Source organism: Pantoea sp. F_5 (assembly GCF_008631595.1).
GTDB lineage: Bacteria > Pseudomonadota > Gammaproteobacteria > Enterobacterales > Enterobacteriaceae > Pantoea > Pantoea gossypiicola.
Genome location: NZ_VWUO01000001.1, coordinates 61,108 through 74,269, shown reverse-complemented (window position 1 = coordinate 74,269; position 13,162 = coordinate 61,108). Strand labels below are relative to the sequence as shown.

The following is a 13,162-nucleotide window of genomic DNA, read 5'->3' as shown; positions in this document are numbered from 1 at the left end:
CGTGTGGTTCAGGCAATAAAAAACCCGCTGGAAGCGGGCTTTTTAAGCATCAGCGTTTAATCGGCTGAGGCCGGTTTATTCCCACTCGATCGTCGCCGGTGGCTTACCGCTGATGTCATACACCACGCGGGAAATGCCGTCGACTTCATTGATGATGCGGTTAGAGACGCGGCCCAGGAAATCATACGGCAGGTGCGCCCAGTGTGCAGTCATAAAGTCGATGGTTTCTACCGCGCGCAGTGAGACAACCCAGTCATACTTACGGCCATCACCCATCACGCCGACCGAACGAACCGGCAGGAAGACGGTGAACGCCTGACTGACTTTGTTGTAGAGATCCGCTTTGTGCAGCTCTTCGATGAAAATAGCATCGGCACGACGCAGCAGGTCGCAATACTCTTTCTTCACTTCGCCCAGCACGCGCACGCCCAGACCCGGACCCGGGAACGGATGGCGATACAGCATGTCGTACGGCAGGCCCAGCTCCAGACCAATCTTGCGCACTTCGTCTTTGAACAGCTCTTTCAGCGGTTCAACCAGGCCCATCTTCATCTCTTTCGGCAGGCCACCGACGTTGTGGTGCGATTTGATGACGTGTGCTTTACCGGTGGCAGAGGCCGCCGACTCAATCACGTCCGGATAGATAGTGCCCTGCGCCAGCCACTTCACATCCTGCAGCTTAAGTGCTTCTTCGTCGAACACTTCTACAAAGACGCGACCAATGGTTTTACGCTTGGCTTCAGGCTCATCAATACCCGCCAGCGCGTCCAGGAAACGCATCTCAGCCGGTACATGAATGATGTTGAGACCGAAGTGGTCACCAAACATATCCATCACCTGCTGTGCTTCATTCAGACGCAGCAAACCGTTATCCACGAATACGCAGGTAAGACGATCACCAATAGCGCGATGCAGCAGCATTGCGGTCACAGAGGAGTCCACGCCGCCTGACAGGCCGAGGATCACTTTATCGTTACCCACCTGCTCACGCAGGCGCTCAACGGCATCTTCGATAATTTTGGCTGGCGTCCACAGGGCCTCACATTCACAGATGTCAATAATGAAGCGCTCAAGCATCCGCAAACCCTGGCGGGTGTGGGTCACTTCCGGGTGGAATTGCACGCCGTAGAAACGCTTCTCTTCGTTGGCCATGATGGCAAACGGACAGGTTTCGGTGCTGGCAACGGTCACGAAGTCAGCCGGAATTGACGTAACTTTGTCGCCGTGGCTCATCCAGACATCCAGCAGCGGTTTACCGGCGGCGCTGATCGCATCTTCGATGTCACGAACCAGTGCGCTTGGCATGGTGACTTCGACCTGCGCATACCCGAACTCGCGCTCGTTTGAGCCAGCAACGGTGCCGCCCAACTGCATCGCCATGGTCTGCATACCGTAGCAGACACCCAGCACCGGCACGCCCGCGCTGAAGACATATTCTGGTGCACGCGGACTGTTCAGTTCGGTGGTACTCTCCGGGCCGCCGGAAAGGATGATGCCGCTTGGGTTGAACTGGCGGATCTGCTCTTCGGTGACATCCCATGCCCAGAGTTCACAGTAAACGCCGAGTTCGCGTACGCGGCGGGCAACCAGCTGAGTATATTGAGAGCCGAAATCGAGAATCAGAATGCGGTGCTTATGGATATTTTCCGTCGTCATTGAGGGGTTTCCAGAACGGTGACTTGATCAATAAAAGCGCCCGGCTTAAGCCGGGCGGGAAATCGGGATTATGAACCCATGCGGTAGTTCGGTGACTCTTTGGTGATGGTCACGTCATGCACGTGGCTCTCATTGATGCCCGCGCCGCTGATGCGGACAAATTCCGCTTTGGTGCGCAGATCGTCAATGGTCGGGCAACCGGTCAGGCCCATGCACGAACGCAGGCCGCCCATCTGCTGATGTACGATCTCTTTCAGACGGCCTTTATAGGCTACACGGCCTTCGATGCCTTCCGGCACCAGTTTGTCAGCGGCGTTATCAGTCTGGAAGTAACGGTCAGAAGAGCCTTTGGACATCGCGCCCAGTGAGCCCATACCGCGATAGGATTTGAATGAACGGCCCTGATAGAGTTCGATCTCGCCCGGTGACTCTTCGGTCCCCGCCAGCATCGAACCGACCATTACACAGGAGGCACCCGCGGCGATCGCTTTGGCGATGTCACCGGAGAAACGGATACCGCCATCGGCGATAACCGGAATACCGGTGCCTTCCAGCGCGGTCACGGCATCAGAGACAGCAGTAATCTGCGGAACGCCCACGCCGGTCACGATACGGGTCGTACAGATAGAGCCAGGACCGATACCGACTTTAACAGCGCTGACGCCTGCCGCGACCAGCGCCAGAGCGCCTGCGCCGGTAGCGACGTTGCCGCCGACGATTTCAAGGTCAGGATATTTGGCACGGGTTTCACGGATACGTGACAGCACGCCTTCAGAGTGACCGTGTGAAGAGTCAATCAGCAGTACGTCAACGCCCGCAGCAACCAGCGCATCGATACGCTCTTCATTACCAGCCCCCGCGCCTACTGCCGCACCGACACGCAGACGACCCTGCGCATCTTTACAGGCGTTAGGTTTACGTTCGGCTTTCTGGAAGTCTTTAACGGTGATCATGCCCAGCAGATGGAAGCTGTCATCCACCACCAGCGCTTTCTCAACGCGCTTTTCGTGCATTTTATGCAGCACCACATCGCGCGCTTCACCCTCTTTCACCGTCACCAGACGATCTTTCGGGGTCATGACGGCAGAAACAGGCTGGGAGAGATCGGTCACAAAGCGCACGTCACGACCGGTAATGATACCGACCAGTTCGTTGTCACGGTTAACCACCGGATAGCCTGCAAAGCCGTTGCGCTCGGTCAGCGCTTTGACTTCAGCCAGTGGCGTGGTCGGCAGTACGGTCTGCGGTTCAGTGACGACGCCGCTCTCATGTTTCTTCACCTTGCGCACTTCGTCCGCCTGGCGTTCAATCGACATATTTTTATGGATGAAGCCAAGGCCGCCTTCCTGTGCCAGCGCAATTGCCAGGCCCGCTTCGGTCACGGTGTCCATGGCAGCGGAGAGCATAGGAATGTTTAAACGGATATTTTTGGTCAGCTGAGTGCTGAGATCGGCCGTATTAGGCAGGACGGTGGAGTGAGCAGGAACGAGCAGAACGTCGTCAAAAGTGAGTGCTTCTTTAGCGATTCTTAACATGGCAATACTCCACCTCGGGTGATTGAGATTAGATAAAATATTGCCGCGGCATTATACAGGCCGTAATCGATTGCCTCCACTATTATTTACGAAAAACTCTTGATCCGCACCGGCAGCCCTGTAGTATCGGTGAATTAACCTGCTGATTTGGAATTTGATCTTCGTCACATGTCGCTGCCATCCAACGCCAATATTTTTACCGTCAGCCGTCTCAATACGACAGTGCGTCAGCTGCTGGAGAAAGAGATGGGCCTGGTCTGGATCAGCGCCGAAATCTCCAACTTTAGTCAGCCGGCTTCCGGTCACTGGTACTTCACGCTGAAAGATGATGGCGCTCAGGTTCGCTGTGCCATGTTCCGCAACAGCAATCGTCGCGTCACTTTTCGTCCACAGCACGGGCAGCAGGTGCTGGTGCGCGCCAGTATCACTCTCTACGAACCTCGTGGCGACTATCAGCTGATTGTCGAGAGTATGCATCCGGCGGGCGAAGGGCTGTTGCAGCAGCAGTTTGAACTGCTGAAGGCAAAACTGTCGACCGAAGGACTGTTCGATCCGCAGCATAAGCAACCGCTGCCCGAACCGGCGCGTCAGGTCGGGGTTATTACCTCCTCCACCGGCGCGGCGCTGCATGATGTGTTACGTGTGCTGCATCGCCGTGACCCCTCCCTGCCTGTGGTCATCTACCCTACCGTCGTGCAGGGTGTCGATGCGCCTGCGGCTATCGTCCGGGCGATTGAAATTGCCAACCTGCGCAATGAATGCGATGTGTTAATTGTCGGGCGCGGCGGCGGTTCGCTGGAAGATTTATGGAGCTTTAACGACGAACGCGTGGCGCGCGCTATTTTTGCCAGCCGCATTCCTATCGTCAGCGCGGTCGGACACGAAACCGACGTCACCATTGCTGACTTCGTCGCCGATTTACGCGCCCCTACCCCTTCAGCAGCCGCAGAAATTGTCAGCCGGAACCAGCTTGAATTGCTGCGCCAGCTGCAGTCGCAGCAGCAGCGGCTGGAGATGGCGATGGATTACTATCTGGCGCGCCAGCAGCGGCTTTACAGCCGTCTTGAGCATCGCCTGCAGCAGCAGCATCCACAACTGCGTCTGGCCCGTCAGCAGACTGCCCTGTTCCGCCTGCAGCAGCGTCTGGCTGAAGCGATGGAAACCCGCCTTCGTCAGGCCACACGTCAGCAGGATCGCCTGGCGCATCGGCTCAACGCTCAACAGCCGCAGCAGCGTCTGTTCCAGGCGCAAAAACAGCTGCAAAGCTGGCACTATCGCCTGCAGCAGAGCATGGCAACGCAGCTGAGCAGTAATAAACAGCAGTTTGGTCAGCTGGTCGCACAGCTCGAAGGTGTCAGCCCGCTGGCGACGCTGGCGCGTGGTTTTAGCGTGACCACCGACACCGCCGGTCAGGTGGTGAAAAAAACGGCGCAGCTGCAGAGCGGCGACCTGCTGCGCACCCGTCTGGATGATGGCTGGGTCGAAAGCCAGGTCACGCAGTTACTGCCCGAGAAAAAGCGTCGCCGTAAAACCGCTTCCTGACGCTGTCCGCCAGCCCCAATTCTCTATTTACAAATGGCCTCATTAACCAGGACTACCCGGCATGACCGGCTGTGTTTATGGCTAATTTTTGCTGCCAGGCATTCTCATATAACCCGTCAGATGGGTTGTCTGAAAAATAAGCGCCGTCGCAAATCTGCTCCCTGACACTGACTTTGCGCGCCACCTCACATTTTTCCATTTACCGCTGGCCTTACTCATGAGGTCTAACCAGCCAGACGGGTCTATACTTTTGGCTCATTCCTTTTTGCCAAGGAGTCTCACATGGCTTACTGCGTTATTCCTCCCTATATCCTTCGTAAAATCATTGCCCACGGTTCCGGTCACCAGCAGGCGCAGGCGCGTCGCACCCTGACACACGTTCAGCACCTGATGGCAGAACACTGGCAAAAACCGACCGGCGTGAAAACGGCGGCGGGCGGTCACGTTGACCGCGAAATTTATGATGCCCAGAGCCAGGAAACCCTGCCGGGTAAGCTGGTTCGTCAGGAAGGCCAGCCAGGTAATGATGACGTCGCGGCAGAAGAAGCCTGGGACTACCTTGGCGTCACCTATGATTTCTTCTGGCAGGCGTATCAGCGTAATTCGCTGGATGGTCAGGGCCTGAAGTTGCTGGGTACCGTTCACTACGGTGAGAAATACCAGAACGCCTTCTGGAACGGCCAACAGATGGTATTTGGCGATGGTGACGGCGAAATTTTTAATCGCTTCACCATTGCGATTGACGTTGTGGCGCATGAACTGGCGCATGGCGTCACGGAAAACGAAGCCGGATTGATCTACTTTGAGCAGGCGGGCGCACTGAATGAGTCCCTGTCTGACGTCTTTGGCTCGCTGGTCAAACAGTACAGTAAGAAACAGCGCGCCGAAGAGGCGGACTGGATTATCGGTGAAGGCCTGCTGGCAAGCGGCATCAATGGGCGCGGTTTACGTTCAATGTCTGAACCCGGCACCGCCTACGATGACCCGATGCTCGATAAAGATCCGCAACCGGCGCACATGGATAACTATGTGAAAACCCGTGAAGATAATGGCGGGGTTCACATCAACTCCGGCATTCCAAACCGGGCATTTTATCTGGCGGCTACCGCGCTGGGCGGTCATGCATGGGAGCAGGCAGGCTATGCCTGGTATGACACCGTGTGTGACGACGAACTGCCACAGGATGCAGATTTTAAAACCTTTGCCCGCTTCACCATTAAACATGGCGAAAAGCGGTTTAACCCGTCAGTTAGCAGCGCCATTGAACAGGCGTGGAAGGAGGTTGGCGTGCTATGAGTGACCTGCCCGAACTCACCGATGATGCCACCATTGTCGTCGCGCGTGAAGGCGGCATGGCCTTTATTCCGGGGCTGCGTGCCGAACGTCGTTTTATGCTGGGCGAGCTGCCGCCCCCAGAAAAACAGCGCGTCTGCCATGTGCTTGAGCAGGCGATGCCGCTGGGCGAACCCGAGGAGAAAGCCGCGCAGGTAGGCAGTGGCGACCAGCGTTATTTTCGCATCCAGATTCAGTATGCCACCCGCCGTGAGGCGGGCACCATTGTGCTGCTGATCCCGGAACAGGTGGCCCCGCCTGAGCTAAAGGCGCTGTGGCACGACGGAAAATAAGCAAAAAAGGGCCGACAATGTCGACCCGGAGACAGCTGATAATCTGATGTGAATCTGGCAGCAACGAATGAGCCTTTAGCGAAGGTAACACAGTCAGAAGAGGAAAGCGTCCCGCGCCTGGGACGGCGCGGGCCGAGCCGTCATGGATGACGATTTTGCGACTTTCCGATCTGACCGTGTTTCCTGAGCATGCACGCTCTTACAGCGAACCGGCCAGTCCTTTTCAAAAAAAAGGGCCGACAATGTCGGCCCTTTTCCTTATGCATGGTTACTTGCTGTCTGGCAGCGCGTAAGCAATCACGTAATCACCACGGTCCGGTGACTGACGTGCGCCACCTGCTGAGATGAGGATGTACTGCTTACCATCTTTCGGTGAAACGTAGCTCATCGGGCCGCCCTGACTGCCGACCGGCAGGCGTGCTTTCCACACCTCTTTACCGGTTGAAGAGTCAAAGGCGCGCAGATAGTAATCCTGCGTACCGGCGATGAACACCAGGCCACCCTGTGTTGCCAGCGTACCGCCCAGCGTTGGCATACCAACCGGCATTTTCACACGCATTTTGATGCCAAACGGACCGGTATCCTGCACGGTGCCGACCGGCACCTGCCAGACGATTTTCTGGGTTTTCAGGTCAATTGCCGACAGCGTACCAAATGGCGGCTTCTGACAAGGAATGCCCAGCGGCGACATAAAGCGGTTTTTATTCACAGCATATGGCGTGCCTTTCAGCGGTACCGCCCCCATACCGGTATTGATCGCTTCGCCGCCATTGCTGCCACGGGCAATGTTGTTGGTGTCAGCCGGGATCATCTGAACCCACAGGCCCAGACGCATGTCATTGACGAACAGCAGATGGTTGTTCGGATCGATCGACATGCTGCCCCAGTTCATCCCGCCCAGCGAACCCGGGAAGCTCAGCGACTTGTCAGTGTCCGGCACGGTGAACAGGCCGTCGTAGCGCATCGATTTGAAGGCAATACGGCAGGCCAGCTGATCGAACGGCGTTGCACCCCACATGTCAGACTCTTTCAGCGTCTGGTTGCCAATCTGCGGCATACCGGTCGAGTGTGGCTGTGTTTTCGTGTACTGCTCGTTCGGGATATGACCCTGCGGCATCGGCAGTTCTTCGACTTTGGTCAGCGGCTTGCCGGTCATACGGTCAAGCACGAAGATCATGCCGGTTTTACCACCAATCACCACCGCTGGCGTGGTGCTGCCATCTTTCTGCGGGAAGTCGATCAGGCTTGGCTGCATCGGCAGGTCGAAGTCCCACAGATCGTTATGTACGGTCTGATAGACCCACTTCTCTTTACCGGTGGTGGCATCCAGCGCCAGCACTGAAGCACCATATTTGTGATCCAGTTCGGTACGGTTCGCGCCCCAAAGGTCAACCGATGAACTGCCCATCGGAATGAATACGGTGTTCATTGCCGGATCGTACGACATCGGTGCCCAGGAGTTCGGCGTACTGCGGGTGTAATCTTTACCCGGCATCAGAATTGCATTTGGATCAACATTGCCTGGGTCAAACGCCCAGCGCATTTTACCGGTGATAACGTCAAAGCCACGCAGCACGCCGCCTGGCATATCAGTCTGCACGTTATCTGCGACACGACCACCCACCACGACGGTGGTGCCTGCCAGCGTTGGCGCTGACGTCAGCTGATACTGTGGATCCGGTGCCTGGCCCAGTCCCGCTTTAAGATCAACGATGCCGTGATCGCCAAAGTTTTCACAGAACTCGCCGTTGTCAGCGTTGATCGCAATCAGACGTGCGTCGATGGTGTTCATCAAAATACGACGCTGACAGGTGTCACCGGCTGGCAGCACAGCGGCAGGTACAGGTGAAGAGCCCGGCTTATCCGGCTGTTGCAGTGGTTTAGTTGCGTCAAAGTAAGCCAGACCACGGCAGCGCGGCCAGACTTCTGCTTTGGCATTGATTTCACGTTTCCAGATCTGCTTACCGCTGTTAGCCTCAACCGCAATAACGTTGTTGTGTGGCGTACAGAGGTAAAGGGTGTTGCCAATCTGCAACGGCGTCTGCTGATCTTCTGCACCGTTACCGGTCGGGCTGACAGGCGTATCACCGGTGTGGAAGGTCCAGGCAACTTTCAAATCCTTCACGTTATCGCGGGTAATCTGGTCCAGCGCCACAAAGCGGCTGCCCTGCGGAGTGTTACCGTAGTTATCCCAGTCTTTCTGCTGTCTGGCTTTATCAACCGGGACCAGCGGCAACTCTTCACCGGTGCCGGCAACGGTAGGATGGGGCTGGAACATCTGTACCAGCGTAATCACCATGCCTGCCGCCAGCAGCGCAGAGAAGGCGTAAGAGGGTTTTGCCAGTGAGTGCTTACCTTCGTGCTTACGCAGTGAAGGCCAGATCAGGAAAGCCAGCAGCATCAGTCCGGCAGGCAACATCAGGCGCGAGACCAGCGGCCAGAACTCCAGACCCGCATCGAACAGCGACCAGATCAGGGTGCCGACAAAGACCATCAGGAACAGAATCACTGCCGATGATTTGCGACGGAAGAATTGAATTGCGGAGAGTACAGTGACGATACCCGCAATTAAAAAGTACCCGCTGCCGCCAAGGGCTACCAGTTTACCGCCGCCAATGGCAAAAAACAGACCGGTAGCAAGCAGAACCAGTCCGAGCAGCACGGATGCGATTCCCAGCCCCTTTCCGGAGCGGGAGGATGTTTCAGCCATAACACTTACTCTCCTGAATAAACAGAGCATCCGGACTGATGCCGTCCGGACTCTGGCGCGTTATGCACATCCGCGCAGAGCATTGCTCTGTTTCAAATCGAATATAAACAGACCCGCGTCCGTGAGAATCTGTGGGCCGGAAGAGCACGGATGTGGCTGACCCCTCCCACGACGCGGCAGGATTGTACCACCTGGTACATTACAGAGTGAACCTGTACAACGCATTTGTTACGGCGCAATAGCATTTTTGCTACAAAAAGGGCCAGGGATCGCGCTGCGTTATCTGACATTTTAAGGGTAGCTGAAAGCGGGGTCAGTGACCGGTTGGCTGGAAAAGTGCGCGCTTGCGGGAAATCAGACCATGTCCGTTACGGCAAAAATAGTCCACTGCGCCGCAGGCTTTCAGCACTTCAAGTGGCTGGTGACAATCAGGACAGCAGGGATGCGCTGGGTAATGTGCTCCGCAGGCTGTGCAGATAAATTCACCGTCGCTGAGCGACAGCGGTTGCTGACATTTTTCACAAAGTACACGCATTATGTTCTCTCCCCTGCGTTATTCAGCGCAAAAAAAAGAGGGCCAGATGGCCCTCATTTTATTAACGCTTATTCTTTTTCATATGCGCCATCAGACGCTTACGTTTACGCTGCTGCGTTGGTGTCAGCAGGTTACGTTTGCCTTCATAAGGGTTATCACCCTCTTTGAACTGAATGCGAATTGGCGTTCCCATCACGTTAAGTGATTTACGGAAATAGTTCATCAGGTAGCGTTTATAAGAATCAGGCAGATCCTTAACCTGGTTACCGTGAATCACCACGATAGGCGGGTTATAGCCACCAGCATGCGCGTATTTAAGCTTAACGCGACGACCGCGTACCAGCGGCGGCTGGTGATCGTCTGCCGCCATGTTCATGATGCGGGTCAGCAGCGAGGTGTTTACGCGTCGGGTCGAACAGTCATAGGCTTCCGTGATCGACTCAAACAGATTACCTACGCCGCTCCCGTGCAGCGCAGAGATAAAGTGAATGCGGGCAAAATCGATAAAGCCCAGACGGAAATCCAGCGTCTCTTTCACTTCATCACGCACTTCCTGCGACAGGCCATCCCATTTGTTGACTACAATCACCAGCGAGCGACCACTGTTAAGAATGAAGCCCAGCAGCGAGAGATCCTGATCGGAAATACCGGCATGGGCATCAATCACCAGCATTACGACGTTGGCATCTTCAATCGCCTGCAGCGTCTTGATTACCGAGAATTTCTCAACGGTGTCAGAGATTTTGGCACGCTTGCGCACGCCTGCGGTGTCGATCAGAACGTATTCACGTCCATCACGCTCCATCGGAATATAGATGCTGTCACGGGTCGTGCCCGGCATGTCGTAGACCACCACGCGATCTTCGCCGAGGATTCGGTTAGTAAGCGTTGACTTACCTACGTTAGGACGGCCAACGATCGCCAGTTTGATTGGTAAGCCTGTCGGGTCGAAGTTTTCTTCTTCCTCTGCAGCTTCCTGCTCAGCAATCTCGTCAGCTTCAAGGGCAGCCCAGTAAGCCTGGTTCTCTTCTTCTTCAGTAAGCTCAACCGCCTCAACCTCTTCCATCCACGGCAGCAGTGCCTCTTCTATCAGGCTGGTCACACCACGACCATGTGAGGCTGCAATGGCATGAATCTCGCCCAGGCCCAGTGAATAGAAGTCGACGACCGCTTGATCCGGATCGAGTCCGTCAGTTTTGTTCGCCACCAGGAAGGTAGCTTTCTGACGGGAACGAAGATGCTTAGCAATTTGCTGATCGGCGGCCATCATGCCCGCACGCGCATCAACCATAAACAGCACAATATCGGCTTCTTCGATAGCCAGCAGTGACTGTTCGGCCATCCGCGTTTCAACACCTTCTTCGGTGCCGTCGATACCACCAGTATCAATAACAATAAATTCGCGCCCTTCCACTTCGGCGCGACCATATTTGCGATCGCGAGTCAGTCCAGGAAAATCCGCTACCAGCGCATCACGTGTGCGGGTTAAGCGGTTAAATAGCGTAGATTTTCCCACATTGGGACGCCCAACCAGCGCGACCACAGGTACCATAACAAAATGCCTCAATAAATAATTAATCGCCCGAATGGCGTGATTATAACGGCTCTGGCCATTAAGTTCAGGCTTAAGGCGCAAAGAATACCATGCCTGACTAAAAACGAAACGGCCCCTGATTAAACCAGGAGCCGTCGGAACGGAGGATTTCACCTGCCAGACGTTGACCCGTTAACGGGTAATTGCATAAACCTCGCCGTCTTTCGACTGGATCAGCAGCTTATCGCTGGCGACCACTGGCTCGGTCTGGAAGCCTGAGCTATCCAGTTTCTGCTGTGCAACAAAACGACCATCAGTGGTGTTCAGCCAGTGCAGATAACCTTCGCTGTCGCCGACCACCAGGTAGCCGTTGTAGAGCACCGGAGAAGTCAGGTTGCGATGCAGCAGATCGCTTTGACGCCAGATGGCAACACCGCCGTCAGCGTTCAGCGCAATCACGCGGTCATCCTGATCGACCAGATAGATGCGACCAGCATCGACAATCAGATCTTTCACACCGCCAATTTCACGTTTCCACAAAATCTGGCCGGAGCGCAGATCCAGCGCCGACAGGTTACCGTTGTAAGCAAGTGCATACACTACGCCATTCACGATAACCGGTGTGGTATCGACGTCGTTAAGACGGTCAATCTCAGTGGCACCACTAACCTGAGAAATACGCTGCTGCCAGATCAGCTGTCCCTGGTTCATCACCACAGCACTGACGCGACCGTTGTCACCACCGACAATTGCGCCACCAAAAGCGACAGCAGGTGCAGATTCACCGCGCAGAGACAACGCAGGCATATCCAGGTTGACGCTCCACTTCACCGCACCGCTGCTCTGATCCAGTCCCTGCAGCATGCCGTTACTGGTATGCACCAGTACCAGACCATCGCTGACGACAGGACGAGACAGTGCTTCACCCGCGACGCTGGTCTGCCAGGCCAGGCTGCCATCGCTGCTGTTCAGGGCATAAACCTTGCCGCGCTCGCTGCCAACGTAAACCCGATCGCCATCAGCGGTCAGACCGCCTGATAACAGCGCTGAGCGGTTTTTCGAGAAGAAGCCGGTTCTCTCAGAGAGATCGACTTTCCATTTTTCTTTACCGTCTGCGGCATCCAGCGCTTTGACAATACCAAAACGATCGGCTGCAAAAACGGTGTTGTCCTGCCAGGCAGGATGCAGATTTGAGTAGAAGTCACCGACGCCATCGCCTACCGAGGTGTTCCACACTTTCTGTGGCGTGAACTGACTTTCCACCTTCGGCAACGGGGCCATTTTTACTACATCTTCTTCGCCGCTAAACAGCGAACAACCGCTGAGCAAAGTGACTGAAATCAGTCCCGGCAGCAGGTATTTACGTAATTCCATGCGCTCTCTCTTGACTGGCTTAGCTTAAGTTATTCATCTTCATCTGCATCATTTGCTTCAATGCCGGAGAGGCGTCAGATTCGACTCCTTTACGCCAGGCATCGCGCGCGCCCTGCTTGTCACCTTTAGTCAGCAGCGCTTCGCCGCGAATATCGGCCACAATGGCTGTCCAGCCATCACCCTTCACACCGTCAAGGGTTTTAAGCGCCGCATCCGCTTGATTCTGTTGCAGTTGAATGCGTGCCAGGCGCAGGTTAATCACCGCCTGCAGATTGGCATCTTTGGTATCTTTCAGTCCGTTTTGCAGCAGCGTTGCGGCCTTATCAAGCTGACCGGCGTCAACATACTGCTTCGCCAGATCCATCGCAGCCAGCGCACCATAAGTATTGCTGTTTTCACTGGCAAAACGGTTAACCGCTTCCAGCGTTTCCGGTTTACCCGCCTGCATGGCGGTGGTGAGCTGCTGATACTGCGCGGACACGGATTTCGCCGTATCATCCTGATGACTGCTCCAGTAACGCCAGCCACCCAGCGCAGCAATGCCGATGACTACGCCAATGGCTAACGCTTTGCCATTACTGGCAAAAAAGTTGCGCAGCGCGTCGGTCTGCTCGTTCTCATTGCTATACACTTCCACGCAATCCCTCTCCT

At 55.5% G+C, this 13,162-nt stretch carries 10 protein-coding genes; 3 read left to right on the top strand and 7 right to left on the bottom strand.

Annotated features, from left to right (window positions below):
* Window positions 1-75: 75 nt before the first annotated feature.
* Window positions 76-1,656 (bottom strand): glutamine-hydrolyzing GMP synthase, encoded by a 1,581-nt coding sequence (gene guaA / locus F3I44_RS00310; protein WP_150012575.1) that lies wholly within the window; start codon window positions 1,654-1,656, stop codon window positions 76-78.
* A 68-nt stretch (window positions 1,657-1,724) separates the two neighbouring features.
* Entirely contained in the window at window positions 1,725-3,191 is a 1,467-nt protein-coding gene (gene guaB / locus F3I44_RS00305; RefSeq protein ID WP_150012577.1) for an IMP dehydrogenase, read from the bottom strand.
* 168 nt (window positions 3,192-3,359) lie between these two features.
* Between guaB and xseA the strand changes: the two genes are divergently transcribed.
* From xseA to F3I44_RS00290, 3 genes are all read left to right on the top strand, one after another.
* On the top strand, window positions 3,360-4,733 hold the full coding sequence (gene xseA, locus F3I44_RS00300; protein ID WP_150012674.1) for an exodeoxyribonuclease VII large subunit: 1,374 nt from the start codon (window positions 3,360-3,362) through the stop codon (window positions 4,731-4,733).
* A gap of 282 nt (window positions 4,734-5,015) precedes the next feature.
* Window positions 5,016-6,029: a M4 family metallopeptidase gene (locus F3I44_RS00295; RefSeq protein ID WP_150019159.1), complete on the top strand. Its 1,014-nt coding sequence runs from the start codon at window positions 5,016-5,018 to the stop codon at window positions 6,027-6,029.
* Window positions 6,026-6,358, top strand: coding sequence for a protealysin inhibitor emfourin (locus F3I44_RS00290; protein WP_150012581.1), 333 nt, complete (start codon window positions 6,026-6,028; stop codon window positions 6,356-6,358). Before F3I44_RS00295 ends, F3I44_RS00290 begins: the two co-directional genes overlap by 4 nt.
* A 268-nt stretch (window positions 6,359-6,626) precedes the next feature.
* Here F3I44_RS00290 and F3I44_RS00285 read toward each other — a convergent pair whose 3' ends face one another.
* The 5 genes from F3I44_RS00285 to F3I44_RS00265 form a co-directional block, all read right to left on the bottom strand.
* Window positions 6,627-9,068 carry a glucose/quinate/shikimate family membrane-bound PQQ-dependent dehydrogenase gene (locus F3I44_RS00285; RefSeq protein WP_150012583.1) on the bottom strand — a complete coding sequence of 814 codons (2,442 nt, stop codon included), beginning with the start codon at window positions 9,066-9,068 and terminating at the stop codon, window positions 6,627-6,629.
* A gap of 313 nt (window positions 9,069-9,381) precedes the next feature.
* Complete coding sequence (locus F3I44_RS00280; protein WP_150012585.1) at window positions 9,382-9,603, bottom strand: zinc ribbon domain-containing protein; 222 nt, start codon at window positions 9,601-9,603, stop codon at window positions 9,382-9,384.
* Between the two features lie 61 nt (window positions 9,604-9,664).
* Window positions 9,665-11,155, bottom strand: coding sequence for a ribosome biogenesis GTPase Der (gene der / locus F3I44_RS00275; RefSeq protein ID WP_150012587.1), 1,491 nt, complete (start codon window positions 11,153-11,155; stop codon window positions 9,665-9,667).
* 174 nt (window positions 11,156-11,329) lie between these two features.
* Entirely contained in the window at window positions 11,330-12,511 is a 1,182-nt protein-coding gene (gene bamB, locus F3I44_RS00270) for an outer membrane protein assembly factor BamB (protein WP_150012589.1), read from the bottom strand.
* Between the two features lie 19 nt (window positions 12,512-12,530).
* Window positions 12,531-13,148, bottom strand: a complete 618-nt coding sequence (locus F3I44_RS00265; RefSeq protein ID WP_150012591.1) for a YfgM family protein — start codon at window positions 13,146-13,148, stop codon at window positions 12,531-12,533.
* Window positions 13,149-13,162 lie beyond the last annotated feature (14 nt).

Bases quoted from the DNA above. Each gene is read 5' to 3' on its own strand.
- guaA (WP_150012575.1), bottom strand. From the start codon at position 1,656: ATGACGACGGAAAATATCCATAAGCACCGCATTCTGATTCTCGATTTC.
- guaB (WP_150012577.1), bottom strand. From the start codon at position 3,191: ATGTTAAGAATCGCTAAAGAAGCACTCACTTTTGACGACGTTCTGCTC.
- xseA (WP_150012674.1), top strand. From the start codon at position 3,360: ATGTCGCTGCCATCCAACGCCAATATTTTTACCGTCAGCCGTCTCAAT.
- F3I44_RS00295 (WP_150019159.1), top strand. From the start codon at position 5,016: ATGGCTTACTGCGTTATTCCTCCCTATATCCTTCGTAAAATCATTGCC.
- F3I44_RS00290 (WP_150012581.1), top strand. From the start codon at position 6,026: ATGAGTGACCTGCCCGAACTCACCGATGATGCCACCATTGTCGTCGCG.
- F3I44_RS00285 (WP_150012583.1), bottom strand. From the start codon at position 9,068: ATGGCTGAAACATCCTCCCGCTCCGGAAAGGGGCTGGGAATCGCATCC.
- F3I44_RS00280 (WP_150012585.1), bottom strand. From the start codon at position 9,603: ATGCGTGTACTTTGTGAAAAATGTCAGCAACCGCTGTCGCTCAGCGAC.
- der (WP_150012587.1), bottom strand. From the start codon at position 11,155: ATGGTACCTGTGGTCGCGCTGGTTGGGCGTCCCAATGTGGGAAAATCT.
- bamB (WP_150012589.1), bottom strand. From the start codon at position 12,511: ATGGAATTACGTAAATACCTGCTGCCGGGACTGATTTCAGTCACTTTG.